Origin of the sequence: Dactylosporangium sp. NPDC049525 (assembly GCF_040676755.1) — a bacterium.
GTDB lineage: Bacteria > Actinomycetota > Actinomycetes > Mycobacteriales > Micromonosporaceae > Dactylosporangium.
Window position 1 is genome coordinate 1 of sequence record NZ_JBFAPO010000104.1, and the last position, 25,842, is coordinate 25,842.

Sequence of the window (25,842 nt, forward strand, 5' to 3'; positions counted from 1 at the left end):
ACCATCTGGAACGGCAACGGCGGCCGCACCTACTTCTACCAGAACGAAATCCCCTACGACGTGCCCAACCAAGCCTCCTGGACCTCCGGCGGCGGCGCACAAGGCTGGGCCGCCTACAAGGTCGGCGCCGGCGTCACCAGCCACGAAGCTTGGGGCCTCGGCAGCTACTGCTACTTCAACGTCAACCCCAGCGTCGTGCTCGGGCACTCGTTCGAGGTCCCGGTCACGCCGAACGTCAAGTTCCACAACATGGTCACCGTCTCCCTGGGCGGCACCGGCACCATCTCCCGCGTCATCAACAACACCGGCGGGACCGTCAACAGCGGCAACCAGGTCACCTACCTGGTGAGCGGCCCGTAGTCAGCACCCCTTCCGATCGGTGCGGCGCCGCTTGCGGCGGCGCCGCACCGCTGAACCTCAGGAGGCGCCGTGAGGCGATCCATCTCCGCGGCGACCGTCGCGCTCGTCACCGCCGGCACCCTCGCGGCCCCGACCGCCGCGACCGCGGCCCGGCCCGGGGCCCTCGTCACGGGCACCTACTCGACCGGCGCCGCCCACTGGCAGCCGCTGCCGGACACCCGCGTCGGCGCCGGCTCGGGCGTCAAGACCGACGCCACTGTCGTCGTCGACCCGAGCCGGACGCGGCAGGCGTACACCGGCATCGGCTTCTCGATCGACGAGACGTCCGTGTCCAACCTGTGGAAGCTGACCCCTGCGCAGCGGGAGGACGCGGTCCGGCTCCTCGTCGACCCTCGCACCGGCGCCGGCCTGGACCGCTTCCGGCTCACCATCGGCAGCCCCGACCTCATCGAGCACCTGCCGTTCTGGTCCTACGACGACCTGCCCGCCGGCGTCACCGAGGACCCCGACCTGCGGTACTTCAGCATCCAGCGCGACATCGACCTGCACATCGTCGACACCATCAAGCTGATCCAGAAGTACAACCCCCGCGCGACGTTCCTCGCCTCGGCGTGGAGCGCGCCGGCCTGGATGAAGACCAACAACCGCTTCCTCGGCGAGGTCGCCCTCAAGCCCGGCAGCACGACCGAGCACTACCAGGTCGGCAAGCTGCGCGACGACCGCATCGACGTGTTCGCCCGCTACTACGTCAAGTACGTGCAGGCGTACGCCCGGCTCGGCATCCACGTCGACGCGCTCACGCTGCTCAACGAGCCCGGCATGGACGTCGTCTACCCGGCCATGGGCATCAGCGTCGAGCAGCAGCAGAAACTCTCCGTCGCGATCGACCGGGAGCTGCGCCGGGCCCGCCTCGACGTGGACCTCTACATCCACGACTTCAACTTCTGGGACTGGCGCGACCCGAACAGCACCGCCACCAAGAACTACTACCGCGTCCTGAACGACCCGGCGGCGGCGCGCGCGGCGGACGCGATCGCGTTCCACCCCTACTGGGGCGACCCCACCGTCATGCGCGACGCCTACGAGCAGACCGGCAAGCCGGTGCACCTCACCGAGACCAGCGACCTGTCGCCGGCCACGGTCCTGGCCGACTTCCGCCTCGACGCGTCCTCCTACATCCTGTGGGCGCAGGCGACCGACCAGGACGGCGGCACCCTGCACTGGACCCCCGCCCGCGACAACAACGTCGACTGGGACGAGGTCGCCCGCACCACGAAATGGCCGGACCGGCTCGTCAAGGTCGACACCACGGCCCGCACCTTCACGGTCCGCGACGAGCTCTACCAGCTCGGGCAGTTCGCCCGGTACCTCGGGCCCGACCACGTCCGGGTCGAGTCCAGCGGCACCGCCGGCGGCATCGGCAACGTCGTGTACCGCGACCGCCAGGACGGCTACGTCGCGGTGATCGGCAACGCGCTCGACGTCGACCGCACCGTGCGGGTCGTGCTCGCCGGGAAGTCGTTCGTGGCGACGGTGCCCGCGCACGCCTACGCCACGTTCCGCTGGAACGCCGACCTGCCCCGCGGCCGCAACCACGCCCCGGTCCTGCACGCTCCTTCGTCGATCGCGGTCGACCAGTACAGCACCGTTTCCCTCCAGCTGCGCGCCACCGACGCGGACCGCGACGCCCTGGCCTACTACGCGACCGACCTGCCCGACGGCGTCACGGTCGACGCGGCCACCGGCGCCGTCACGCTGCACCCGACCGTCCCCGGCGCCTTCGACCTGGCCGTCACGGTCACCGACGGCCGCGCCAGCGACCGGGCCACCGTCCGCGTCACCGTCCAGCCGCACGGCGCGCCGGTGGGGGAGAAGATCGAGGCCGAGGCGTACGTGGCGCAGCACGGCTGGACCGACGGCGGGCCGAACTTCGTCGAGAACAACCCCGCCGCCAGCGGCGGCCGCAACGTCGGGTGGACGTCGGCCGGCAACTGGCTCGCCTACCGCCTCGACGTCGCCACGGCCGGCACCTACGACGTCGAGCTCCGCGTGGCGAACGGCTCCGGCGCACCCGCGACCGGCGCGATCTCGCTGCGCTCCTCGACCGGCGCGGTGCTGGCCACCGCCTCGGTGCCCGACACCGGCGGGTGGGGCGCCTACCAGTCGGTTCACGTCCCGGTCACCGTCGCCGCCGGCGACCAGCAACTGACCTTGTACTGCGAGACCGGCGGATTCAACGTCGACTATCTGCGCCTCACCGCGTAGCGGTCACCGCGGCACGCCCCATCGGTTCGCAGGAACCGGTGGGGCGTCGCCAGTTGTGGACCTCGGCCGCCGACTTCTGAACCTGAGGACCGAGGCAGGTTACGAGCCGAACACGCGCCGGTAAATTCTGCGGCATCCAACCCGGCCCGTGAGCTGGCCGGTAGGGCTCACGCCGCCACCCAGTGCCTGTTCTAGGGCCTTCGGGACCGAACGAGCGATCGGTGCCCGTGAAATTTTCGAGGGTCGGCGGTGAGTGACTTCCGCCTATACACTGCGCTGCGGTAATGATCACACAGAGCACTCCGGTCCACGACGGACCGGCCAACTTCAGAATCGGAGAACGCGCCGCGATGCGTCCTTCCCCTCGGCCCATGTCCGTGCCGTCATGTTTCCGCAGCATCCGTGGTGGTGCGCGATGACGGGATACGGGCTCACCCGACGGCAGATGTCCGGCGGCGGCGTCTGGTTGTTCCAGATCGGCGCGAGCTCCCCGATGGCGGTCCTGGCCGGCGGTATCGTCGCCACCTACGCCTCGACCGGGATGATCGCCACACCCCTGACGTTCCCGCTGCTCGGCATCGCGCTCGCGCTGCTGGCCGTCGGGTACGTGTCGATGGCCCGCAACGTGCCGCACGCCGCCCCCGCCTATGCCCTGCTCGCCCACGGCTTCGGACCGACCGCCGGCATCATCGGCGGCGCCCTCGCCCTGGTCTTCTACTCATGCATCCAGATGAGCCTGTACGGCCTGGTCGGCGCCACCCTCGCCGACCTGCTCGGCGGCAACTGGGTCGTGTGGGCCGGCGTGCTCTGGCTCGCGGTCGCGATCTGCGGCCTGCTGCACGTGTCGCTGTCCGCGTTCGTCGTCGGCTCGGTGCTGTGCGTCGAGCTGGTCGTCATCGCCCTGTTCGACCTCGCCGCGTTCGCGCACCCCGCCGGCGGCAGCATCAGCGTCGAGCCGATCAGCATGACCGGCCTCTGGGCACCCGGCATCGGTGGCGCCCTCGCCCTCGGCATCGCCGCCTTCATCGGCTTCGACACGGCCCCCGCGTACAGCGAGGAGGTCCGCACCAGCCGCAGCATCACCCGCGCCACGATCGCCGCGCTGATCTTCATGCCGGTGTTCTACGGCCTGTCCGCGTGGGCCCTCGCCGCCACCGTCGGCGCGGACCGGATCGCCTCGGTCGCCGCCGACCCCAACGCGGGCCTGCCGTTCACGGTCCTCGACGAGTGGTACGGCAGCGGCCTGAGCCTGCTCGCCACGATGCTGCTCGTCACCAGCGTCTTCGTCGCGATGCTGTCGTTCCACAACGTGCTCGCCCGGTATGCGTTCGGGATGGCCCGCGAGGGCGTCCTGCCCGCGTGGCTGGCCCGGACCGGCTCCGGCGGCCAGGCCGAGGGCGCCCCCACCGGTGGGTCGATCCTGCAGAGCGCGACCGCCCTCGTCGTCGTCGGGCTGTTCGTCATCCTCGGCGCCGACCCGATCACCGTGCTGTTCACCTGGCTGTCCGCGGCCGGCGCCGTCGGCATCCTGCTGATGCTGTTGCTCATCTCGGCCGGCAGCATCCGGTACTACCGGCGCGGCGGCGGCAGCCGCGAAGGCCTCATGGTCAGCACCGTCCTGCCGACCCTGGGCGTCATCGCCGGCGCCGGCATCCTGCTCGTCACGGTCGCGAACCTGTCCTCGCTGCTGGGCATCGCCGGCGACTCGATCCTGCAGGCCGTCATCCCCGCCTCGGTGATCATCACCGTCCTGGTAGGGGCGCTGTGGGCGCTGCTGCTGCGGTCCCGCCGCGCGCCACTCCTCGCGGAAGTCGGCAAGGGCAGACCGGACCCGCTGCGGGTCCTGGACCGCCGGCTGAAGGACCTCGATGTTTGAGCCCGACCAGGTGGTGGCCGACCTGGGTGCCCAGGACCGCATCGGGCGGCCCTCCTCGCACCGCCGGGCCGCCACCCCTTCGGACGAGCCCGACACCCGGCACCTGCGTGCGGTGCCGCCGGAAGGCCCGCGCCCCAAGACCGACGGCAACCCCGAGGCCGACGTCACCGCGGCGTTCCGCGGTGAGGTCGTGTCCCGGCTGCGCCGCTTCTCCGTCCTGCACACCCGCCACGTCTGGGAACGCCGCCGGCGCGACCCGCTCAGCCCGCACGGCATCGCCCTGTTCTACCTGGAGCGTGGTGTACCGGTCCTGCAGCAGCTGCGCACCGCGACCCGCATCTTCCTCGCCGACGACGAGGCCAACGAGCTGCCGATGCTGCTCTACGGCCTGGCCCGGCACGCCCACGAGGGCTACCAGTCCGACCCGCAGTTCGATCCGCGGACCATGATGGCCAACAAGTGCGACCCGATGTCGGCCGCGGCGGTGTTCGTCGGCGTCGGCGTCTGCACCCTGGACACCCCGTACGGCTCCTGGGACGACGCGCAACGCCACGCCGCCAACGAGTTCGACCTGCCAGGCCGCTGTTTCGCCCGCCTCATCGACGGCACCCGGCTCCTGCTGGACCGCGGCGGCCGCAAACAGTTCAACGGCCTGACCGTGGAAAGCTCCGTCGACGACGCCAACACCCACTACGGCGTGCCGAGCATGCAATGGCGGTGGAACCCATCCCTCGCCGAGATCGAACCGCACGACCCGACGTATCACGTCTGGCGCTGGATGAGCGAGCTGGGCCGCATCGTCGACGTCAGGTCACAGCCGCGATGAGCGCCGGGGAGCCCTTCCCGGAGGACCCGACCTTTCTCGGCCGGCTGGACCAGCTGCACGCCGACCTGACCCGGCACGCCACCTACGACCTCGGCTTCCCCGGCGCCACCGACCTGCCCGACATGACGGCCGTGTCCCGCTTCGAGCGGCTGCTGCTCAACAATGTCGGGCACCCGTACGCGGCCGGCGGCTCCTACCGGCTGCACACGAAGGTCGTCGAGCACGAGGTCGTCCAGTTCGTGGCCGACCTCGTCGACGCACCACTGGACAACCGGCACGGGTACGTCACGACCGGCAGCACCGAAAGCACCCTGTGGGCCCTGTGGCAGGCGCGCCAGCACCTGCCCGGGGCGGCGGTGTTCGCCTCCACCGCCGCTCATTACAGCGTCGCCAAGAACGCCGAGCTGCTCGGCCTGCGCCTGTACCTCATCCCCGCCGACGACCGCGGCGAGATCCGCTACGACGTCCTGCGCGCCGCGGTCGCCGAACACCGCCGCCGTCGCCGCGGCGCGGGCGCCGTCGTCATCGCCACCATCGGCACCACCATGACCGAGGCCGTCGACGACGCCGCCCTCATCGACGAGGCCCTCGCCCTCGCCGGCGTCGACCCCGAACAGCGCTGGATCCACGCCGACGCCGCCCTCGCCGGCATCCCGCTCGCCCTGTGCGACCCGCTCAGCCGCCCAGGATTCACCTTCGCCGACGGCGTGCACTCCTTCGCCGTCAGCGGCCACAAGTTTCTCGCCACCCCGTTCCCCTGCGGCATCGTCGTCGCCCTCGCCGACCGCCACACCGGCCGAGGCAGCATCACCTACACCGCCGCCCCGGACAGCACCATCACCGGCTCCCGCTCCGGCCACGCCCCGCTGTGGCTGTGGTACCTGCTGCGCTACTGGGGCCTGCCGGGCCTGCGCGGCCGCGCGATCGCCGCCCGGGACCTCGCCGGCTACACCGAACGGCAGCTGCACGGGATCGGCTGGCCCGCGTGGCGCGCCCAGGAGCACGCCTTCACCGTCGTCTTCCCCCGCCCACCGCAGCACCTGCTGGACCGCTGGCCGCTCGCCACCGACGAACAGGGCAACGCCCACGTCGTCTGCATGCCCGGTAAGACCCGCGAACTCATCGACCGCTTCGTCGCCGACCTCGCCCACGCCCTCACCGGCGCCATCTCGTCCCCGACGACGCTGGCCTGCTGACTCCTCATGACCGGCGCGGCGGCTGCCGTGCTGCGGAGGCGGTGGTCCCAGCGGGATGCACCCGCCGCCGCGCCGACCATCAGACCCCCGTGCCTCAGAACCTAACAAGCCGGCGCCCCCGCATCCGCCGCTGACCAATTCCTGACAGTTGCTTGAGTACTGCGCCCTTGTTACTCGCGATCAACTCACTGGCTAGAGCCTGAGTAGCCTCGGCTCGTGGAAGACCGCGAGCAATACGTGCGATATCAGCAGGATCGGACCGTGCTGGAGACGATCGGTGCTTGTCTCGATCTCCAGGTCAGTCGGATCAGTGTGCGGTTGCCTCGGTCTCTGGCCGAGTTGGCCGTCGCCGCTTGGAATCGCGATGAACTGGGCGGGATCGGTGAAGAGCGTCGCGAAGAGTACGAACTGCGTGACGATGCCGCCGAACTGGCCTTGATCGGCTTGGCGGTCAGCGAGCGCGGCGTGCGGGACGGTGCGGAGGTCGTCGTCGATCTGGATGTCGTCCAGGTCGCGGCGGCGCTGCGAGCCGCGCGGTAGGCCGGGCCGCGACGACGAGGGGCCGCCCACCCCAGCGGATGCGGATGCGGATGCGGATGCGGGCGCGTTCGCGGCGTTGTGCGGCCAGGACGTCGGGGTGGCGGGCGTTGGCGTTGGCGAGCACGACCACGGCCCGACGCAGGGACGCCCTGGTGGCGAAGGTGCGTGAGCGCGGCCGGATCGTCAACGTGCACGCCCTGGTCGCGGCCGGCGCGAACGCAGACGGCGGCCGGGAAGTCCCCGGCCTGGACGTCGCCAGTGACGAGGATGGCGCCAGCGAGCGTTCCTGCGCTCACTGACGGCCCGCGGCCTGTCACGGGTGTCCTCAGTGTCCGACGCCCACCCGCGGCCTCGTGGCGGCGATCCGCGCTGCCCGGCGGCGGGAATCACCGATCATGCGGGGAGACGCCACAGAGGCAGGTCCGTTTCGCCACGAACATGCGCTTGCCAGAGGGAGTCCGACACCCGGCCACCGCGTGGGGCGGGCGCATGCCCCACCCCATGATCAAACATGAGGTGTGGAGCCGCGTCGCGACCTGGATGATCGTGCTCGTTCTGAAGCCAGCGACAGCGTGGCACCACCGAACGACGCCCTCGACACGGCACGGACCGGCAACCACGCTACCCATCGCCCGCAGCGGCCAGGCTGCCCGCCGGTCTGGCAGCCACGGGCAGAGGGCGTCAGGCGAGGATCTCGGTGATGGTGGCCTCGTCTCCGGCGGCATATGCCTGCAGCAGCGCGGCGAACTGCTCCGCTGGCAGGATGCGGATGCCGAGCTGTTCGGCCTTCTCGGCCTTGGAGCCGGCGCCGTCGCCGACGACGACCAGGTCGGTGCGCTTCGAGACGGAGCCGGAGGACTTGCCGCCGAGGCGCTCGACGGCCTCGTTGCCCTCGTCGCGGGTGAGGCCGGGCACCGAGCCGGTGACGACGACCGTCATGGGGGTGCCGTCGGGCCGGCGCAGCGGCGGGGCGACGGTGGCGGCAGGGGCGTCGCCGGTGCCGTCGCCCGCGTCGGTGGCGGCGACGGCGGGCGGGGGCAGGTCGGGCTCGGACATGTTGACGCCACGGTCGACCAGCTTCGCGATGACCGGGGCCAGGTCGACCAGCTCCGCGGCGATGGTCACGGCGCGCTCCGGGCCGACGCCCTCGACCTGCTGCAGGTCCTCGACGGACGCGTCCAGCAGGGCCTGCATGGTGCCGAAGTGGCGGGCCAGCCGGCGCGACATCGACCGGCCCGTCATCCGCACGCCCAGGCCGGTCAGGACCCGGGCGAGCGGCTGCGCCTTGGACGCCTGGATGCCGGCGACGAGCTTCGTGGCGGACAGCTCGCCCATCCGGTCGAGGCCGGCGACCGTCGGCACGTCCAGGTCATACAGGTCGGCGGGGTCGGTGACCAGACCGGCGGCGACGACCAGGTCGATGATCTTCCCGCCGAGCCCTTCGATGTCCATCGAGTGCCGGGCGGCGTAGTAGGCGAGCGACTCGTGCGCGCCGCAGGCCCGGCCGCGGGTGCACCGCCAGCGCTTCTGGCTGCGGTCGATCTCGCCGTCGCAGCGGGGGCACCGGGCCGGCGGCTCGAACGGCACCGAGTCCGCCGGGCGCTCGTCGAGCTTCGCGCCGGTGACCTCGGGGATCACGTCGCCGGCGCGGCGGACGAACACGACGTCGCCGGGGCGCACGTTGCGCCGGACCAGGTCGTCGAAGTTGTGCAGCGTCGCGGACGTGACGGTGACGCCGCTGATCTGGACGGCTTCCAGCACCGCGACCGGGGTGATCACGCCGGTCCGGCCGATCTGCACCTCGATCTGCAGCAGCCGGGTCGTGCGGGTGTCAGCCGGGAACTTGAACGCCACGCCCCACCGCGGCGCCCGGCTCGACGAGCCCGCGGCGTCCCGGTCGGCCGGCTGGTCCGCCTTGATGACCGCGCCGTCGATGCCGAACCCGAGCGTGCCCCGGCTCGCACTGAGCACGTGCACGGCGGCGAGGACCTCCTCGATGGTGCCGCACACGGGTGTCCCGGCGACGGAACCGCCGGTCGTGGCGATCCCGAGCCGCTCCAGCTCCGCCATCGCGTCGGAGTGGGCGACGGTGGCGAAGGACTCGCGGTGGACCGAATACGCGAAGAACGACAGCGGCGCGTCATAGGTGCGGTCCTGCGCGCGCAGCGTGCCGGCGGCGGCGCTGCGCGGATGGGCGAACGCGGGCTCGCCGCTGCCGGTGCGCAGCACGTTGGCCTGCTCGAAGTCGCCGTCGGTCATGAACACCTCGCCGCGCACCTCCAGGGACACCGGCTCGGCGAGCCGCTCGGGCAGCCCCACCGCGCGCCGGGCCTGCCCGGTGACGTCCTCACCGGCGCGGCCGTCGCCGCGGGTCGCGACCTGCACGAGGCGGCCGTCAACATAGCGGGCGGCGATCGCCAGCCCGTCGATCTTCGGCTCCACGGTGAACCCGCCGGCGGGGCGGCCCAGGATCCGCTCCAGTCGCGCCGCCCACTTGCGCAGCGTGTCCTCGTCGAACACGTTGTCCAGGCTGAGCATCGGCGTGCTGTGCACGACGTCGCCGACGACCCCGCCGCCGGCGCCGACGACCTCGGTCGGGGACTCGTCGGTCTTCCAGTCGGGCTGCGCCGCCTCGGTCGCCGCGACCCGCGCCAGCAACGCGTCGTAGACGGCGTCGTCCATGGCGAGGTCGGGACCGCTGTAGTAGGCGGCGGCGGCCTGCCGGACCTCGCCGACGGCGGCCTGGTATTCCTCGACGCTCGCGAACGGCTCCGCCCGCGCGGCGTCGACCACCAGACCTGTCCCAGCTCCCTGCACGACGGCGTCCACGACCATCCCCTTTCCGGCAATGACAGCAGCCTAGTCAGCGGGTACGACAATTCTGAGCAGCACGCCACCGCCCCGTTTAGACTTGATCGATGTCGGTTTTTGACGATCCGGGGCACTTCGGCAAGTTGTGGGCGTCCACGTACGACAACCCGTCGCTGCCCGACCCGTCACAGGCCGTCCAGTTCCTGGCCGAGGTGGCCGGGGCCGGGCCGGTGCTGGAGCTCGCCATCGGCACCGGGCGGGTCGCGCTGCCCCTGGCGGCCCGCGGCATCGCCGTCGAAGGGATCGAGGGCGCCCCGGAGATGGTGGCGGTCCTGCGCGGCAAACCCGGCGGCGACACCATCCCGGTCACCGTCGGCGACATGGCCGACGTGCCGGTCGAAGGCCCGTACAGCCTCGTGTTCCTCGTCTTCAACACCCTGTTCAACCTCGACAAGGCGGACCGGCAGGCCGACTGCTTCCACAACATCGCCCGGGTGCTGCGGCCCGGCGGCGCGTTCGTCGTCGAGGCGTTCGTGCCGGACCCTGCCGCCTTTGACCGGGACGAGCAGGTGCAGATGCGCTCGGTGACGGAGGACTCCGCGTCGATCCGCCTGCACCAGTACGACCGTGCCGCCCAGCGCTTCGTCCGCCAGACCATCACGTTCGACGCGGGTGGCGTCCACCTGGCGCCGTTCGCGATGCGGTACCTGTGGCCGGAGCAGATCGACGAACTTGCCGCCGCGGCCGGCCTGCACCTCGAGGCGAGGTACGCGGATTGGACGCGCTCGCCGTACACCACGGACAGCCGAAACCACATCAGCGTCTACCGCACCCGGGAGTAGGGTGCGGCCCATGCCTGCCTACATCAAGTCGGTGACGTTCGACAGCGCGGACGCGTTGGTGCTGGCCCGGTTCTGGGCCGCGGCGCTGGGCAGCGACGTCGACGAGGAGTCCACATCGGACAAGGCGTTCGTCGAGGCGGCCGGCTGGGGCGGGCCGAACATCTGGTTCGCCCGCGTTCCGGAGGGCAAGACGGCGAAGAACCGCATGCACTTCGACCTGCGGGCGCCCGGCACCGTGGCCGAGGAGGTCGCCCGGCTCGAGGCGCTCGGCGCCACGGTCCTGCACGCGGGCGACGAGCTCACCGTCATGGCGGACCCCGAAGGCAACGAGTTCTGCGTCGAATAGCGCGCCCGATCCCATGAACCTGCACGGTTCCGCTGCCCGGCGGCGGGGTCATACTCGTCGTCCACCGCACCGACGCCCTGATGGCCCTCGACCCGGACTGCGTATGGGTCCCCGACCAGGAGTGCAGCGTCGACTTCTGGCTGGCGCCGCCAGCCGGACCGGGCGGCAATCGCGCACCGGCTGCTGCTCCTGGCGCCCTGCCTGGGCGACGAGGACGCCGGCGCGGAGGCGGCCGCGTGGTTCGCCGAGGCGCTGTCGGTCGTGGGCGGCCCGGACCGCCGGTCGCAGCCGGTACGGGCCGCCGCCGGGACGCTCGTGCACGGCACACGCCTTTTCGAACCCGCCCGGTGGCGGCCGGTCGACGGCACCTGGATCAGCGACGGTTATGTGAGTGCCCGCAACCCGTTCAGCCGCGCCGCGCTCGACCCGGACGACCTGCGACGTGTGTCCGAGGCCCTGCGACCTGCCGGGTGAGCAGACCGCCGACCGGCCGTCCGATGTCGCAGGGTCATCCGAACGGCCATTCCCGGCCCCGGGGCACGGCGTACCGCCCGGTACGGCATATCGTGGCAGCGCTAACATCAACATGGGGGGAGGGCGATGCGTCCTACGAGCCAGGGCCGGGCAGCGGTCATGAACGACGTCGCGCGACTCGCCGGCGTGTCCCACCAGACCGTGTCCCGGGTGCTGAACCAGCATCCCAGCGTCAGTCCCGCCACGCGTGAGCGGGTCCTGGAGGCGGTCCGGCAGCTCAACTACCGCCCCAACGCGATGGCCCGCGGCCTCGCCGGCCGGCGTTCCCGCGTGATCGGCGTCGTCAGCTTCGACACGATCCTCTACGGCCCCGCCTCGACGCTGCTGGGCATCGAGCGCGCCGCCCGCGCCGCCGGCTACGGCGTCAGCATCGTCACCCTCGAGCAGCTCGACCACAGCGGCATGGTCGCCGCCCTGGAGGCGCTCGCCGACCAGTCCGTCGCCGGCGTCGTCGTCATCGCCCCGCAGACCGCGGCCGCCGCGGCCCTGCACAGCCTCCCGCTCGGCGTCGCCGCCGTCGCCGTCGAGTCCAACGTCGGCGGTGAGATCCCCGCGATCTCCGTCGACCAGGTCACCGGCGCCCGCCTCGCCGTCCAGCACCTGCTGGGCCTCGGCCACCGCAAGGTCTGGCACCTGTCCGGCCCCCGCGACTGGCTGGAGACCCACGGCCGCATCGAAGGCTGGCGCGGCACCCTCGAAGAGGCCGGACTGCCCGCCCCGCCGCTCATGACCGGCGACTGGTCCGCCCGCTCCGGCTACCAGGCCGGCCTCGAGCTCGCCCGCCGCGGCGACGTCACCGCCGTCTTCGCCGGCAACGACCAGATGGCCCTCGGCATGATGCGCGCCTTCCACGAGCACGGCATCCGCGTCCCCGACGACGTCAGCATCGTCGGCTTCGACGACATCCCGGAGGCGGAGTTCCTGTCGCCGCCGCTGACCACGATCCGCCAGGACTTCGACGAGGTCGGCCGCCGCTGCATCGCCGCCCTGCTCCGCGCCATCGAGGCCGACCTCCCGGAAGGCCCCGACCGCCCCGAGCCCGACCCGCACGTCGCACCCACCCTGGTCCTGCGCCGCAGCACCGCCGCGCCGAAAGCCTGAAAACCAAGCGCAAAAGCAAAACCAAGAGCATGGCTCCGGTCCGTCGGGGGCACGGCCCGCCGCTCCCGTCAGCCACCGGTCAGGCCTTGACGGCCTTCCCTGCCACCTCCGCGGACAGTTGCGCAGCCGCGACCTGCGGCCGCGACAAACCCGCGGCCGCGGCCGGCCGCGCCGCGGCCTGACGGCCGCGACAAGCACGCGGCCGCGGACGGCCGCGACCGGCCGCTCCGTCCACAGAACACACCAGGCCGCCCGGTCAGCGGCGGCAGTCCCAGCGGAACGGTTCGATCGAGCCAATACTCTCCTTGATGGCCGCACCCCCGAGGACCCTGCCGTCGGCGCTGATCGACGTGATCTCGAGGCGCCCGTACCCGGGCGGTGCCGGCAACGGTGTCAGCGCCCCACCGCTCCAGAGGGCCGCGTCGGTGAACCGGTCGATCACCATCGTCCCGTCGGCCGCGATGTGCCCCGAACCGTTGAAGACGTCCCTGGCGTCAAGGACCTCGACCGTGCCGGCGGACAGATGCCAGCGGGCCGGCTTCGGGTTGCCCGGCCCCGTCCGCCGGCCGGTCGCCGGGTCGAAATCCTTCATGGACAGGTAGTTGACCAGGCCGGTGACCCAGTCGCCGGCGATCTCCAGCGGGACGCCACCCGGCATGCCCGGCGGCGTCGGCAACGCCACCCCGGTGCCGTCAGCGTTCCACAGATACGGGACCGCCCCCTGGTCCAGGTTGCCCACGACGCGCCCGTCGTCGGTGATCCCGTCGGCCGACGACGACGTGCCGGACGGCGTCGGCAGCAGCACCGGCACGTCAGGAGCGGTGTGCCGCCACAGGACCGCGCGGAACTTCTTGCCGGGCATCGACGCCTCGCCGACGATGTCACCGGCCGCGTTGATGCCGGACGCCGACACCCCCAGCGCACCGGCCGGCCGGGGCAGAGTGACGACAGTGCCGGCGTCGGTGGTCCGGAAGGCGTCCTTGCCCAGGCTGCCGACCACGGTCCCGGCCGTGTTCAGCGCCGCGGTGTGGAACCGTTCGCCGCTGGTGTACTGCCGGACGACGGCGCCGTCGCGGTACAGGACCAGCCGCCCGGGATCGGGTGCGCGGGTGTACACGATGTACCGGCCGCTCGGATCCGTGTACGTGGCACCGAACTCGCCGCCGACGTCCACCGCCGCGACCGTGCACCCCGACGGGTGCGCGCTGACCGACGGCACCGGCGTCGGATCGGGATTCGCGGGTTCGCGGTGCGGCGGGCGGACCGCGGCCGCGACCCCGGCCAGGGTGACGAGGACGACCAGCGCCGCGCACGCCCCGGCGACGACGCCACGCCGCCGCCGCACCCGGGCCCGGCCGGCGGCGACGACGTCGTCGACCCGGACCCGGCTGTCCGGCACCGGCTCGTCGGTCAGGATCAGGAACGGGTTCTCGGTCATGCCTCGCTCCTCGCTCGCTCGTCGAGCATCCTGCGCAGGTTCCCCAGCCCGGTGAACGTCTGCCGCTTCACGGTCCCCTCCGACCGGTTCATCAGCCGCGCGACCTCGGCGACCGGCAGGTCGCACAGGAACCGCAGCACGAGCACCGTGCGCTGCCCCTCCGGCAGCCGCCGCAGCGCGGCCCGCAGCACCATCCGCTGCTCGACGAGCGGCTCCCCGGCGGCGACCGGCAGGTCCGGGGTCGTCTCCCACAGCTGCACCTTCGCCCACCAGCGCCGCCGGTCGTTCAGGCAGGACCGCACCAGCATCGTGTGCACGTACGCGTCGAGGTTCTGCACGTCATGCATCCGGTTCCACCGCTGGTACAGCACCGTCAGGGTGTTCTGCACCGCGTCGTCGGCCTTGTCCCGGTCGCCGAGCAGCTGGTACGCCACGCGCTGCAGCCGCGGTATCCGCGCCTGCGCGTACTGGCTGAAGTCATGTTCCCGATCCGGCCGCACGTGGTGGGTCCCTTCCGTGGACGTTCCACCAGACTGATGTCACCCGGGCAGCGCGGGGTTGACTGCCGCCGCGACTATTTTCTCGGGCGGCGCCGGTTCACCGCTGCGGCGGGCGCTGCTGGTCGAGCGGGAATGCGGTCACGGCGGTGATCGCCCCGACGATCTCGTGCAGCAGCGGCCCGAGCTCCCGGAGGTTCGTCCTCTCCAGACGGGACAGGTCCGGAAGATCCGTGTAGGAGAAGCGGCCCGCGTTGGGGTGGAGCACCGCCCGATCGGTGAACGCGACGGCGGCGGTGTGGCCGATCAGGTGGATGACCAACAGGTGTTCCTCCGGTTCCATGGCGGCGCGTCGCCAGGCGTCCTCGGTAGCGCGGTCCCCGGCCGGCCAGTTGCCGAACCGATCGCGGACGAACCGTTGCGCGGCGACGTCGGCCGGGGACGGTGCCGGCCCGTACACCTCGAACGGCAGCAGCCGCACGAGCTGGGGATGCCGCTGCACCAGGTCGCTGGCGACGACGTACGCGCCGGGCGGGGTGAGCGCCTGCAGCAGAGGCCTGGCGTGCTGCTCACCGTCGGGCAGTGTCAGCAGGACGTCGAGCAGGCCGAGCAGGTCGTTGACCGAAGCCTGGGCGCCGGCCCGGGCGAGGAAGTCGAACAGGACGTGCCCGGGAAACGTGTCCTTGATCATCCGGAAGGTGCCGGCGAGTTCGGGCATCCGCTGGGTGGCGGCGACGGTCGCATAGTCGAGATGGCACTCGGAGCGGGTCTGCGGCTGCAACCGGCCCAGGATACGGGTCGCCGCGGCGGGCGGGCCGGCGACGAGGCGGTCGGCGAGCGCCCACCGGAACGCCGGACCGAGGTCCCGGACAGTGGTCACGGTCTCGTCGGCGTCGGCCTGCGCGTCGATGCACAGCAGGGCCACGGCCAGTTCGGCGACCGTGGCCGTGGCAACCTCGGACGGGGTGGCGCCGCGTCGCCGCACTGCCGCGGGCAACGCCGAGATCGGATCGGCGAACAGGGTCGGCAGCTTGGCCCGCAGCAGCGCCTCGGCCGGCCCGAGCGCGTCGCGCCGCACCAGCCGGCCGGCCACGGCCGCGACGGTGGGCACGGCGCCGCGCAGCACCGCGGCGTCGAGGTGCTCGGCGAGGCGGGCGCGGGTGGCGTCGGCCTCGGGCGGGCCAGCGGAGCGGTGCAGCCCAGCGGCGAGGTCGGCGACCCGGTCCGGCGGGCCGGCGGGGCGGTGCAGCCCAGCGGCGAGGTCGGCGACCCGGTCCGGTTCGCCGCCGGCGGTGGCGTCGGCGTCCGGCGGGCCGGCGGGGTGGTGCAGCGCGGCGGCGAGGGCGGCGACCCGGTCCGGGTCGCCGCCGGCCGTGGCGTCGAGGATCCTGCGGACCACCACGTCCGGCCCGGCGAGCGCGGCGGCCACGGCGACCGCGGCGAGGTCCGTGCCGGACAGCGCGGCCGACTGCTGTTCCAGCAGCCGGTTCGCGTCGATGGGACGGCCCGCCTCGTGCAGGTGGACCAGGTACGCGATGGTGCTCGCGACGGGCCGGCCGGTGGCGGCCTGCCGCAGCAGCGTCAGGGCGCCGTCGGGAGTGGCGCCGGCCCGGAGCAGGTCGGCGAGGGCGAGCAGGTCGGGGTCCGGCAGGCGGCCGGCGAGCAGCACCGTCGCGCGCTCGGCCTCCGCGTCGAGGCCGGTGAGCCGCAACGCCTCGAGAGCCTCGGCAGCGGCCTCGGCCGGGGCATCGGCGGCGGTGCACGCCTCGACGGCCCGGGTGACCAGGTCGCGGCACTGCCGCTCGTGGCCGGCCCGGTGCATGGCTGCGGCCAGGTCGATCACGGCGGCCGGTGGGCGCAGGACGACGGCGTCGGTGGCGACCTCGTACAGGTGGAACGCCGCCTCCTCATGGCCACCGTCGCGCAGCGCGTCGGCGAGCGCGGCCGCGTCCGCCGGTGGCATGGAGGAGCTGACCCGGTCGAGGGCGGCCTCGGTCGCCGGGCGCAGGTCCGACGTCCACAGCGCGCCGATCAGAGCGATCATCGCGGCCGGGCGGCCGATCCGGTCCTGCACGGCGGCGTCGAGCAGCAGGGCCAGCCGCTCGCCGAGCAGCGGCCCGAGGGTGACGACGCGGCGGCCGTCACCGGTGGCGGCGGACCGGATGACCTCGTCGGCGACCGGGGCAAGGCCGAGCTCGTCGAGGTCGACGACGAGCGCCGCGACGTGCTGCGGGGCCCGCCGCGCGGCCGCGTCGAGCAGCACGGAGCGGGACGAGGCGTCGGCGCGCATGGTGTACGCCAGCGCCGCGACCTCCTGGGTCGGCCGGGTCGCGCCGGCGGCGACGAGGACCTCGGTGGCCGTGACCCCGGCCGGCAGGTCGCCCAGCAGCGCGACGAGCCGGGACGGGTTCAGTCCGCGGCCGGCGGTGGTGTACGCGACCGGCGGCGGCCCCGGGCGCGCGGACGCCGGCGGGGACTGGGTGGCGCGGTTGCGGGCGATCGCGATGGCGTGGCCGTCGTTTCGGGCCCGGGCCTGCGGCATCGGGCGGCGCTTCGCGGACAGCTCGGCCGCCAGCTGCCAGTACACCGCCTCCATCTCCAGTTCGTCGGCGCCGTTCGGCAGGCCCTCGCGCAGCACCTTGACCAGCTCGCCGGTGAAGGCGGTGAACTCCTCGTCGGGTGGGGCGTAAGCGAGCGCGGTCTCGGCGGCGGCGGTCATCACGTAGCTGTTGTTGACCACGACGCGGTCGGCGACGGACGCCGGGTCACCCATCGCGCCGGACAGGGCGAGGCCGCTGTAGCAGCAGTCGAGGAGCACGACCTTGGAGCGGCAGCGGCGGGCGCCGGCGATGAGACGGCGGACGTCCTCGAACCGGACGGCCCCGTGGATCGGCGACGGCGTGGTGCGGGGGAGCGTCAGGTACAGGTCGAAGGTGTCCGCCTCCATGAGCCCGTGCCCGGCGTAGTAGAACAGCAGCGCGTCGCGGGCGTCCCGGCCGGCGTCGTGCAGGGCGTCGAGCACGTCGTCGGCGGAGCCGGGGTCGGTCACGACGGTGCAGTGCGACTCGGGCAGGCCCCAGACGGCCGGGTCGGTGAGCAGGTCCGCGAGGTGCCGCACGTTGTTGGGGACCGCGGGCAGCGGCTCCAGTGCGCTGAACGTGCCGGCGCCGACCAGAACCGCCCGCGACGCCAACGGATCAGGCAGCATCGTCACCCGGCGAAGGCGAAGGCGAAGGCGCGGGCGGACGTGGCAATGCGGCGAGCAGGGTGGCGCGGATGCGCTCCACCGTCTCCGGCGAGGCGTCCGCCGCGGTCACCGTGACCCCGTTGACGGTGAACGTGATCGGCGGCGCGTCCGGCCGGGCGCGCCGCCAGGCCGTGTAGGCGATCACCAGGTTCGCCGCCGCCACCGCGTGCGTCAGCACGACGTCGATGACGTCCAGGGCGCCCATGTGCCCCGTGGCGGAGCTGGCCTGGGTGATGTCCGCGTCGAGGTCGGCCGAGCGGACCAGCCAGCCGTGCAGGCCCTGCACGGCGTGGGCATCGGACACGGATGGCGTGGTCACGGACAGGCGCACCCGGCGATTCAAGCACCTCCTGGAGATCAATGGGTGAGGGTGCCGTTACAGATACTGCGAAAGGCGGTGGTGGCGCCGTCGCGCGGTCGGTAATAACATCGGCCAGTATCTTCGCGGTGGGCTGATGCATTCCTGCACCAGCCCAGACGCGGATCAATGATGTACGGGATTTGAGGTAACCGGGAAAAGCATCAGTTGGTCACATCGAAAACGCCGAGCTTGGTGTCGGTTACAAACGACTCCCAAGCCGCCGGGCTGAACCGCAATACGGCTCCGTCCGGATTCTTGCTGTCGCGGACACCGACAGCGGACTCAACGACTGCGACTTCCACGCAGTTGTTGCCGCCGTTGCCGTTGCTGCGACTGCTTTTGTGCCAGCTGGTAGCAGTGAATTGTGCAGACAAATTGCACACCTCCTCTCCATTTGCGCATGGGCTTACGGCTGAGGTGGCGCGGACAGCTCAGCCGAGCAGGGTTTCGATCAAGGTGATCGACGACGACTCGCTGAGAGCTCTGCTCCTCAGTCGTTCGAGCTCGTCGCGATAACGCTTGACCTCCGCAGGCTGCTCCTCGTAGTAGTCCCCGGCAAGACCCTCCAGGTATACGACATCCAAGTGGGCGACGTCGGGAAACTCGAGCAGTGCGACGGAGCCACCCATGAACGGGTGCTCGCCGGCGCTGTACGGCACGATCCGCATCGACACGTTGGGCAGTGCCGCCACCTCGATGAGCTTGTGACGTTGCTCCTGCATCACTGACGGACCGCCGACGACGCGGTGGATCACCGACTCGTCGATGAGGGCCACCAGCTGCAGCGGAGTCGGCGCGGTCAGGCGCGCCTGACGCATCCTGCGCAGCGAGACCCGACGTTCGATCGTCTCCTTGGGGTCGTGCCGGCGGCCGGTGCCGATCAGCGCCCGCATGTACGCCTCGGACTGCAGCAGGCCGGGCAGCACGATCGGCTCCCAGACGCGGGTGATCGACGCGTCGGCCTCCATGCCCACGAAGTTCCCCGGGCGCATGACGTCGCGGTAGTCGGTCCACCAGGTGCGCTGCTTGCCCTGCCGGGCGAGCGCGATCAGCGCCTCGCGGTAGGCCATGTCCCGGACCCCGTAGAGGGTCAGGAGATCGTTGACGTCCCGGGCGGTGACCGGCACGCGGGCATTCTCAATTCTGGTGACCTTGGCCGAGTGCCACTCGAAGTGCCGGGACACGGATTCCTGCGTGAATCCGGCTTCTTCGCGACTTTTCTTCAGTTCTGCAGCGAGTCGACGGCGGCGAAGCGTAGGCCCCTCGTCCTTGGCGGCGTCAATGTCCACGGCAATGATCCTATGCAATTTGCCTGTTGCGCATACCCCGAGTCTAGTACTCGTTGCACTACGCGCCGTGTTGGGTACATGATGCTCGGGGACATCGAAGCCAGCACATGTGCCTGCTGGTCTGTCGCTGATGTGCTCGAGGGACCCTCGAGGGAGCGTGGTCGCGATGCTTGCAAACAGCTATTACCTGATTGCCCACGACGATCGAACTGGCCGTTCACGGCTGCACCCCCGAGCGGCGGGCCTCGGCCTTGCCGCTGCCCTTCTCGGTGAACTGATGCTGTACGGGCGGCTGCGCGCCATGACCGGCGACCTGTATGTCGTCAGCCAGGAGCCGCCTGGCGACTCGCTTGCGCACAGGGTGCTCGACCTGCTGATCGCGCAGCCGCAACACCGTGAGATCCGCACGTGGCTGGCGTACCTCGCCGCCGACGCGACGGAGCAGGTCGGCGAGCGGCTGCTGCGGGCCGGCGTGGTCGAGCCGGTGACCCGGCGCAAGCTGCTCAGCGCGCAGACGCTGTACCTGCCGCTGAGCGCCGAACAACGCAACACGGCCGCATGGGAGTCGATCCGGCTGTCCGAGGCGCTCGCGCACCGCCGCTCGATGGGGGTGCACGACCGGGCGCTCATCTCGCTCGTCGTCGCGACCGGGCTGACCCGGCACGTGTTCGCCGGCGTGCAGGAGCAGCGCGAATGCATGCGCCAGCTGCCGGCGATCATGGCGTCCCTGCCGGACGACGTCGTGCAGCTCGTCCAGTACACCGAGGCCGCGGTGGGCTCTGCGCTCGCCGTCGGTCGTCGGTGACCTTCGGTGGGCCGCCACCACTATCACCGCGGTGCGTTGCGCACCAGCACAACTGACCGCGTGAGGAGACCGAACATGGCGCGGAGCACCACCGCGAGCGGGCCGGACATCGTGACCAGGGGCCTGGCCAGCAATCGCCTCGGCGTGCCGTCCGTGGTGTTCTTCGGGGTGGCGGGAGCGGCGCCGCTGACCGTGATCCTCGGTGCCATCTCGACGATCTACGCCGTGGTGGGCAACACCGCGGTGCCGCTGGTGTACTTCGTGGCGGCTTTGATCCTGTCGATCTTCACCGTCGGGTTCGTGGCGATGAGCCGGCACATCGTCAACTCCGGCGCGTTCTACTCCTACATCAGCCACGGGCTGGGCCGGGTCACCGGCGTGGCGGCGGCGTTCATCGCGCTGCCGGCGTACGCGGCGATGCAGATCGGCCTGTTCGGGCTGCTCGGCGTCGTCGCCTCCGGCATCCTCGAGGCCAGCGGGGTGAAGGCCAGCTGGTTCGTCTGCGCGCTGGTCGGCTGGTTCCTGGTCGCGGTGCTCGGCGTGCTGTGGGTCGACCTCAGCGGCAAGGTCCTCGCCGTGCTGCTCACCGCCGAGATCACCATCGTGCTGATCTACGACGCGATCATGATCGCCCACCCCGCCGGCGGCAAGGTCAGCACCGAGACCCTCGCCCCGGCGCAGCTGCTGACGCCGGAGGTCGCGGCGATGCTGGTGCTGGCGATCGCCGGTTTCGTCGGGTTCGAGGCGACCGTGGTGCTGTCCGAGGAGGCGAAGGACCCGAAACGCACCATCGCCCGGGCCACGCACTGGGCGGTCCTGCTGCCGGGGCTGCTCTGCGGGGTCTCGGCGTGGGCGATGTCGGTGAACACCGGCGCCGGCAACATCGTGCAGGCCGCGAAGACCGAGGAGACCGACCTGGTCTTCGCGCTGGTCACGCCGTACGTGCCCGAGGCGTTCATCAACGTCGGGTATGTGCTGTTCCTGACCAGCGTGTTCGCCGCGAGCCTGGCGTTCCACGCGGCCGTCGCCCGCTACCAGTTCGCCCTGGGCCGGGAGCGGGTGCTGCCACGGTTGTGGGGTGTGGCGCACCCGCGCACCGGGGCGCCGATCCTCGGCTCGATCACCCAGAGCCTGCTCGCCCTGGTGGTGCTCATCGTGTACTGGGTGACGAAGACCGATGCGCTGATCTACCTGTTCGCCTGGGGCACCACGGTCGGCGGCCTCGGCGTGCTGATGCTCATGTGGGGCGCGTCCGCCGCGGTCATCGCGTTCTTCATCCGGCACCGCCGGCGGGAGAACGTGTGGCGCTCGCAGATCGCGCCGCTGCTGGCGTTCCTGCTGCTCAGCATCGTGCTCGCCGCGACGATCATCGGGCTCGGCGACCTGCTGCAGGTCGAGTCGAACTCGATCTTCAACTGGGTGTTCTCGGTGGCGTACGCCGTGTTCGCCTTCGTGGGCATCCTCTGGGCACTGGTCATGCGCGCCGCGCGGCCGGAGTACTACGCCGGGATCGGCCGCGGCGCCGAGCAGCGGGTCCTGCCCGAGAGCTCCAGCTTCCCGGTGTCGCACTCGATGCCCCGCACGTCCGACGTCGCCCACCACTCGTAACGAATTCCTCCACTGTGGACACCGAGAGGGGATGGTCATGACGCACGCCATTCAGGATGTCGTCGTCCGCGACATCGAACCGGTCGACACCGACGACATCACCGAGGTCCTGACCGCCGCCATGTGCGACGGGCCGGTCGCCCGGTGGATGGCGCCCGACGCCGACGACCGGCGCGAGTACGCCCCCGAGTACTTCGCCATCTTCGCCGAGCACGCGGTGCGGTTCGGTGAGGTGTACGCGACCGTCGACCCGATCGACGGCCGGCTCTCCGGTGTGGCGCTGTGGTTCCCACTGACGCGGGCGATCCCGCCACCGGTCGACTACGACCGGCGGCTGAAGGAGGCGTCGGGCCCGGCGTTCGACCGTGCCAGCCAGCTCGACGCGCTGCTGGAGGAGGAGCATCCGATCGTGCCTCACCACTACCTGGCGTTCGTCGCGGTGCGCCCGGAGCGGCAGAACCTCGGCATCGGCAGCGCCATGCTCGCCCGGCACCACAGCCGGTTGGACCGGGCCGGCCTCCCGGCGTACCTGGAGGCCAACGATCCCCGCAACCGCGAGCTGTACCTGCGGCACGGCTACCAGAGCCGCCCGCCGATCCTGCTGCCGGACGGCCCTCCGGTCTGGCCGATGTGGCGCCCTCCGTATGCGTGATCCTCAGGCGGCCTGCTGGTCCGGTCCGGTCGGGAACTCGTAGAGCCAGTACTGCTGCTCGTCGAGCCGGTGCGTCCGCACGTCGCCGGAGAGCCGGTGCAGCATCAGCCGCACCACCCTGGACATGTGCCGGACCTCGTCCGTGCGCCGGCAGAAGTCCAGGGCGATCAGGCCGTTCTGGCTGGCAGCCGCGAGGTACATCGCGGTCACGAGCTCCCCGAACGCGGTCGCGGCCCGGCCGTCGCGCTGGACGGCGACGAAGCCGCAGTACCAGATGCGCCGCTCGGCGTAGTGCTGCGGCCAGCGCCGCTCGAAGTACTGCGGGGAGATCAACGGCATGGAACTCAGGTCGTTGGTGTAGACGGCCAGGCCGCGCAGGGTGTCGTCATCGTCGAGGCAGAGATATTTCTGGATGCGGGGGTCGCCCATCACGTCGTCGAACTCGTTGCGGTACATCAAGTGGCGCTGGACTGCCAGGGCGTTGAGATCCTCGAACGCCTCCGAGTAAAGCGTCCATGCTTCGTCCCGGAGTTCGGCCAGCACCTGGTCGACGGTCTTGACGTTCATGTCCAACACTCCGATCCGCGTCGGCGGGACTGATTGATCAGCGGATTTCGATAGATGGTTCATTGACGGTAATACAAAAGTTACGATGCGCAATATCCTGACCACGCAGGATCAAGTGGACGGGGAGGCCGGGTGGACCACCGCCGCCAAACGCCGGAGCTGCTCATCGACCTCGATCGGGTGGCGGAGGAGTATCATGCCCTCATCGCGGGCCTTCCGGGGCTGACCGTGCACTACGCCATGAAGTGCAACCCACACCCGGAGATCCTCGCGGAGCTGCACGGCCTCGGCTGCCGCTTCGAGGTCGCCTCCGCCCCCGAGCTGGACCTGCTCGCCGACGTCGGCGTGGACCCGGCGGACACGCTGTTCAGCAACCCGGTCAAGCCGGTCGGTCACATCGCCCGCGCGCACGCCAAAGGCTTGTGGCGCTTCGCTTTCGACTCCGAGGACGAGCTGGACAAGCTCGCTGCCGCGGCCCCCGGCTCGGCTGTCTACGTGCGGCTCGCCGCGCACCAGATCCGCAGCGGCGTGCCCAGCGAGGGCAAGTTCGGCGTCGACGTCGCCACGGCAACCGCCCTGCTGCTCAGCGCCCGGGACCGGGGTCTGCGCCCGTTCGGCGTGGCCTTCCACGTCGGCTCGCAGATGCTGCTGCCGCAAGCCTGGCGGGCGCCGCTGCGCGCGGTCGCGCAGGTGATGGACAAGCTCGCCGCCGAGCAGGTGTTTCTTCAGATGGTGAACATCGGCGGAGGCTTCCCGGCCCGCTATACAAGCATGGTTCCACCTTTGTCGGATTACGCGGCGGCGATCACAACTGGCCTGGCCGGACTGCCCTACGAGATCCCCGTCGTGATCGAGCCGGGCCGCGCCGTGGTCGCCACGGCCGGCACCCTGCGAGCCACCGTCATCGGCACCGCCGTGCGCCACGGCCGGCGCTGGATCCACCTCGACGTCGGCGCGTTCAACGGGCTGATGGAGAGCCTGGAGACCGGCAACCAGCTCCGCTTCCCCGTCACCGACTCGCGGGCGGCCCCGACCCGCGAACGCTGCCACCTCACCGGGCCGACCTGCGACAGCCAGGACACCATCATGTTCGACGTGGAGCTGTCCGCCGGGTTGCGCACCGGCGACGAGGTGTACATCGGCAGCACCGGCTCCTACACGAGTGTGTACGCCTCATCGTTCAACGGTTTCGACCCGCCGGTGGTCCGCTGCGTGAGGCGGCCCACCGCTTAGGATCTGGCGATGCGCTCGGGCTTCGTCCTCGGCATCGACTTCGGCACCTCCAACACCGTCGCGGTGCTCGCCTGGCCTGACGGCCCGGTCAAACCGCTGCTCTTCGACGGCTCGCCGCTGCTGCGCTCCGCCGTGTACCTCGACCATGCGGGGACCCTGGTCGTCGGCCGCGACGCGGTGCACAGCGCCAGGCTCGACCCCGCCCGCTACGAACCCAACCCGAAGCGGGGCATCGACCACGACGTGGTCCTGCTCGGCGACACCGAGGTGCCGGTGACCGACATGGTCGCGGCGGTGCTGCGCCGGGTCGTCGAGGAGGCGCACCGCACCACCGGCGGGGTGGCCCCGGACCGCGTCGCGCTGACCCATCCCGCCGCGTGGGGACCGCATCGCCGCCGGATCCTGCTCGACGCCGCGGACGCGGCCGGGCTGACGTCCGTCGAGCTCGTCGCCGAGCCGATCGCGGCCGCGTGCGCGTTCCTCAACCAGGTCCGTGTCCCGGTTTCGGTCGGCCAGTCCTTGGTGGTGTACGACCTGGGCGCCGGCACGTTCGACGTCAGCGTCGTACGGCGGGAGGCGGACGGCTTCACCATCGTGGCCACGGACGGCCTCGGCGACGTCGGCGGGCTCGACGTCGACGCCGCGCTCGTCGGCTACTTCGGCGCCGTCCATGCGGCCGAGCACGCCGAGGCATGGCAGCGGCTGGAGCACCCCGTGACCGCCGCCGACCGCCGCGCCCGCCGGCAGCTCTGGGACGACGTGCAGACCGCCAAGGAACTGCTGTCACGCAGCGGCAGCACGGTCGTGTACCTCGCCGGCCTGGACACCGAGGTGACGCTCGGCCGGGAGCAGCTCGACCGGCTCGCCACCGTCCTGCTGCGCCGCACCGCCGACCTCACCCGGATCACCCTGCAGCGCGCCGGCCTGGACGCGGCCACCACCGCCGGGGTGTTCCTCGTGGGCGGCGCCAGCCGGATGCCGCTGGTGGCGACGCTGCTGCACCGCATCCTCGGCGTGCCACCGCTCGTCGTCGAGCAGCCCGAACTGGTCGTCGCCGAGGGCAGCGTCCTGGCCATCGGCCGGCAACCAGCCGTGCCACCTGCCGCGACGCCGGTCTCGGCACCGTTCTCGGCACCCGTTGCGATGCCCGCCGCGATGCCCGCTCAGGCTCCCGCGCCCGCTCAGGCTCCCGTGCCTGCTCCCGCTCCGGAGCCTGCTCCCGCTCCGGAGCCGGCGCCGGTTGCGCGGGCCGCCCCCGCCGCGCCCCCGAAGGTGCCGCCGGCTGTCGCCGCGCCCGCCGCGCGGCAGGAGACCCGTCCGGTCCGTCCCGCCGCGGCACCCAGCTCGAACCGTGCCGCCACCGCATCCCGCTCAGACCGTGCCGCCGCGGCACCGCGCTCGGATGGTGCCGCTGCGGCACCGCGCTCGGATGGTGCCGCTGCGGCACC

22 protein-coding genes and 3 pseudogenes are annotated in these 25,842 nt (G+C 71.7%); 16 read left to right on the top strand and 9 right to left on the bottom strand.

The window, feature by feature from the left end; all coding sequences use genetic code 11:
* The 6 genes and pseudogenes from AB0K00_RS55795 to AB0K00_RS55820 all read left to right on the top strand — a co-directional run.
* Positions 1 to 360 (top strand): annotated as a pseudogene (locus tag AB0K00_RS55795) (coagulation factor 5/8 type domain-containing protein); the annotation flags it as partial.
* A gap of 69 nt (positions 361 to 429) precedes the next feature.
* Complete coding sequence (locus tag AB0K00_RS55800; protein WP_363539494.1) at positions 430 to 2,625, top strand: carbohydrate-binding protein; 2,196 nt, start codon at positions 430 to 432, stop codon at positions 2,623 to 2,625.
* Positions 2,626 to 3,040: 415 nt separating this feature from the next.
* Positions 3,041 to 4,501 carry an APC family permease gene (locus tag AB0K00_RS55805; protein ID WP_363539496.1) on the top strand — a complete coding sequence of 487 codons (1,461 nt, stop codon included), beginning with the start codon at positions 3,041 to 3,043 and terminating at the stop codon, positions 4,499 to 4,501.
* Positions 4,494 to 5,327: a hypothetical protein gene (locus AB0K00_RS55810; protein ID WP_363539498.1), complete on the top strand. Its 834-nt coding sequence runs from the start codon at positions 4,494 to 4,496 to the stop codon at positions 5,325 to 5,327. Before AB0K00_RS55805 ends, AB0K00_RS55810 begins: the two co-directional genes overlap by 8 nt.
* A complete protein-coding gene (locus tag AB0K00_RS55815; protein ID WP_363539500.1) occupies positions 5,324 to 6,523 on the top strand; it encodes a pyridoxal-dependent decarboxylase in 1,200 nt (399 codons plus the stop codon). The genes AB0K00_RS55810 and AB0K00_RS55815 overlap by 4 nt, the downstream gene beginning before the upstream one ends.
* Before the next feature lie 216 nt (positions 6,524 to 6,739).
* Positions 6,740 to 7,063, top strand: a complete 324-nt coding sequence (locus AB0K00_RS55820) for a hypothetical protein (RefSeq protein WP_363539502.1) — start codon at positions 6,740 to 6,742, stop codon at positions 7,061 to 7,063.
* Positions 7,064 to 7,067: 4 nt separating this feature from the next.
* Here the strand turns inward: AB0K00_RS55820 and AB0K00_RS55825 are convergent.
* Positions 7,068 to 7,178, bottom strand: a pseudogene (locus tag AB0K00_RS55825) (integrase); the annotation flags it as partial.
* A 28-nt stretch (positions 7,179 to 7,206) separates the two neighbouring features.
* Between AB0K00_RS55825 and AB0K00_RS55830 the strand changes: the two are divergent.
* Positions 7,207 to 7,434, top strand: a pseudogene (locus tag AB0K00_RS55830) (transposase); the annotation flags it as partial.
* 310 nt (positions 7,435 to 7,744) lie between these two features.
* Here AB0K00_RS55830 and ligA read toward each other — a convergent pair.
* Positions 7,745 to 9,892: an NAD-dependent DNA ligase LigA gene (gene ligA / locus AB0K00_RS55835; protein ID WP_363539504.1), complete on the bottom strand. Its 2,148-nt coding sequence runs from the start codon at positions 9,890 to 9,892 to the stop codon at positions 7,745 to 7,747.
* Positions 9,893 to 9,981: 89 nt separating this feature from the next.
* Between ligA and AB0K00_RS55840 the strand changes: the two genes are divergently transcribed.
* The 4 genes from AB0K00_RS55840 (at position 9,982) to AB0K00_RS55855 (ending at position 12,697) form a co-directional block, all read left to right on the top strand.
* A complete protein-coding gene (locus AB0K00_RS55840) occupies positions 9,982 to 10,716 on the top strand; it encodes a class I SAM-dependent methyltransferase (protein WP_363539506.1) in 735 nt (244 codons plus the stop codon).
* A gap of 10 nt (positions 10,717 to 10,726) precedes the next feature.
* A complete protein-coding gene (locus AB0K00_RS55845; RefSeq protein WP_363539508.1) occupies positions 10,727 to 11,062 on the top strand; it encodes a VOC family protein in 336 nt (111 codons plus the stop codon).
* Positions 11,063 to 11,323: 261 nt separating this feature from the next.
* The gene (locus AB0K00_RS55850) at positions 11,324 to 11,536 is read left to right on the top strand and encodes a hypothetical protein (RefSeq protein ID WP_363539510.1); all 213 of its coding nucleotides are present in this window, start codon (positions 11,324 to 11,326) and stop codon (positions 11,534 to 11,536) included.
* A gap of 159 nt (positions 11,537 to 11,695) precedes the next feature.
* Positions 11,696 to 12,697, top strand: coding sequence for a LacI family DNA-binding transcriptional regulator (locus AB0K00_RS55855; RefSeq protein ID WP_363539512.1), 1,002 nt, complete (start codon positions 11,696 to 11,698; stop codon positions 12,695 to 12,697).
* Between the two features lie 256 nt (positions 12,698 to 12,953).
* Here AB0K00_RS55855 and AB0K00_RS55860 read toward each other — a convergent pair whose 3' ends face one another.
* From AB0K00_RS55860 to AB0K00_RS55885, 6 genes are all read right to left on the bottom strand, one after another.
* Positions 12,954 to 14,135 (bottom strand): hypothetical protein, encoded by a 1,182-nt coding sequence (locus AB0K00_RS55860; protein ID WP_363539514.1) that lies wholly within the window; start codon positions 14,133 to 14,135, stop codon positions 12,954 to 12,956.
* Positions 14,132 to 14,635 carry a SigE family RNA polymerase sigma factor gene (locus AB0K00_RS55865; RefSeq protein ID WP_363539516.1) on the bottom strand — a complete coding sequence of 168 codons (504 nt, stop codon included), beginning with the start codon at positions 14,633 to 14,635 and terminating at the stop codon, positions 14,132 to 14,134. The genes AB0K00_RS55860 and AB0K00_RS55865 overlap by 4 nt, the downstream gene beginning before the upstream one ends.
* A 97-nt stretch (positions 14,636 to 14,732) precedes the next feature.
* On the bottom strand, positions 14,733 to 17,840 hold the full coding sequence (locus tag AB0K00_RS55870; protein ID WP_363539537.1) for a caspase family protein: 3,108 nt from the start codon (positions 17,838 to 17,840) through the stop codon (positions 14,733 to 14,735).
* Positions 17,830 to 18,198: a hypothetical protein gene (locus AB0K00_RS55875; RefSeq protein ID WP_363539518.1), complete on the bottom strand. Its 369-nt coding sequence runs from the start codon at positions 18,196 to 18,198 to the stop codon at positions 17,830 to 17,832. Before AB0K00_RS55875 ends, AB0K00_RS55870 begins: the two co-directional genes overlap by 11 nt.
* A 203-nt stretch (positions 18,199 to 18,401) precedes the next feature.
* Positions 18,402 to 18,614, bottom strand: a complete 213-nt coding sequence (locus tag AB0K00_RS55880) for a DUF397 domain-containing protein (RefSeq protein WP_363539520.1) — start codon at positions 18,612 to 18,614, stop codon at positions 18,402 to 18,404.
* Positions 18,615 to 18,671: 57 nt separating this feature from the next.
* Positions 18,672 to 19,529: a helix-turn-helix transcriptional regulator gene (locus AB0K00_RS55885; RefSeq protein ID WP_363539522.1), complete on the bottom strand. Its 858-nt coding sequence runs from the start codon at positions 19,527 to 19,529 to the stop codon at positions 18,672 to 18,674.
* A 166-nt stretch (positions 19,530 to 19,695) separates the two neighbouring features.
* On the opposite strand from AB0K00_RS55885, the gene AB0K00_RS55890 reads away from it, so the two are divergent.
* The 3 genes from AB0K00_RS55890 (at position 19,696) to AB0K00_RS55900 (ending at position 22,594) form a co-directional block, all read left to right on the top strand.
* Positions 19,696 to 20,334, top strand: a complete 639-nt coding sequence (locus AB0K00_RS55890; RefSeq protein ID WP_363539524.1) for a GPP34 family phosphoprotein — start codon at positions 19,696 to 19,698, stop codon at positions 20,332 to 20,334.
* A 75-nt stretch (positions 20,335 to 20,409) separates the two neighbouring features.
* A complete protein-coding gene (locus AB0K00_RS55895; RefSeq protein WP_363539526.1) occupies positions 20,410 to 21,942 on the top strand; it encodes an APC family permease in 1,533 nt (510 codons plus the stop codon).
* Positions 21,943 to 21,979: 37 nt separating this feature from the next.
* Positions 21,980 to 22,594 (top strand): GNAT family N-acetyltransferase, encoded by a 615-nt coding sequence (locus AB0K00_RS55900; protein ID WP_363539528.1) that lies wholly within the window; start codon positions 21,980 to 21,982, stop codon positions 22,592 to 22,594.
* 3 nt (positions 22,595 to 22,597) lie between these two features.
* Here AB0K00_RS55900 and AB0K00_RS55905 read toward each other — a convergent pair whose 3' ends face one another.
* A complete protein-coding gene (locus tag AB0K00_RS55905) occupies positions 22,598 to 23,161 on the bottom strand; it encodes a hypothetical protein (RefSeq protein WP_363539530.1) in 564 nt (187 codons plus the stop codon).
* A 132-nt stretch (positions 23,162 to 23,293) separates the two neighbouring features.
* Between AB0K00_RS55905 and AB0K00_RS55910 the strand changes: the two genes are divergently transcribed.
* Both AB0K00_RS55910 and AB0K00_RS55915 read left to right on the top strand, forming a co-directional pair.
* Positions 23,294 to 24,394 carry a type III PLP-dependent enzyme gene (locus AB0K00_RS55910; protein WP_363539532.1) on the top strand — a complete coding sequence of 367 codons (1,101 nt, stop codon included), beginning with the start codon at positions 23,294 to 23,296 and terminating at the stop codon, positions 24,392 to 24,394.
* A 9-nt stretch (positions 24,395 to 24,403) separates the two neighbouring features.
* A partial coding sequence (locus tag AB0K00_RS55915; protein WP_363539534.1) for an Hsp70 family protein occupies positions 24,404 to 25,842 on the top strand: 1,439 nt, incomplete at its 3' end.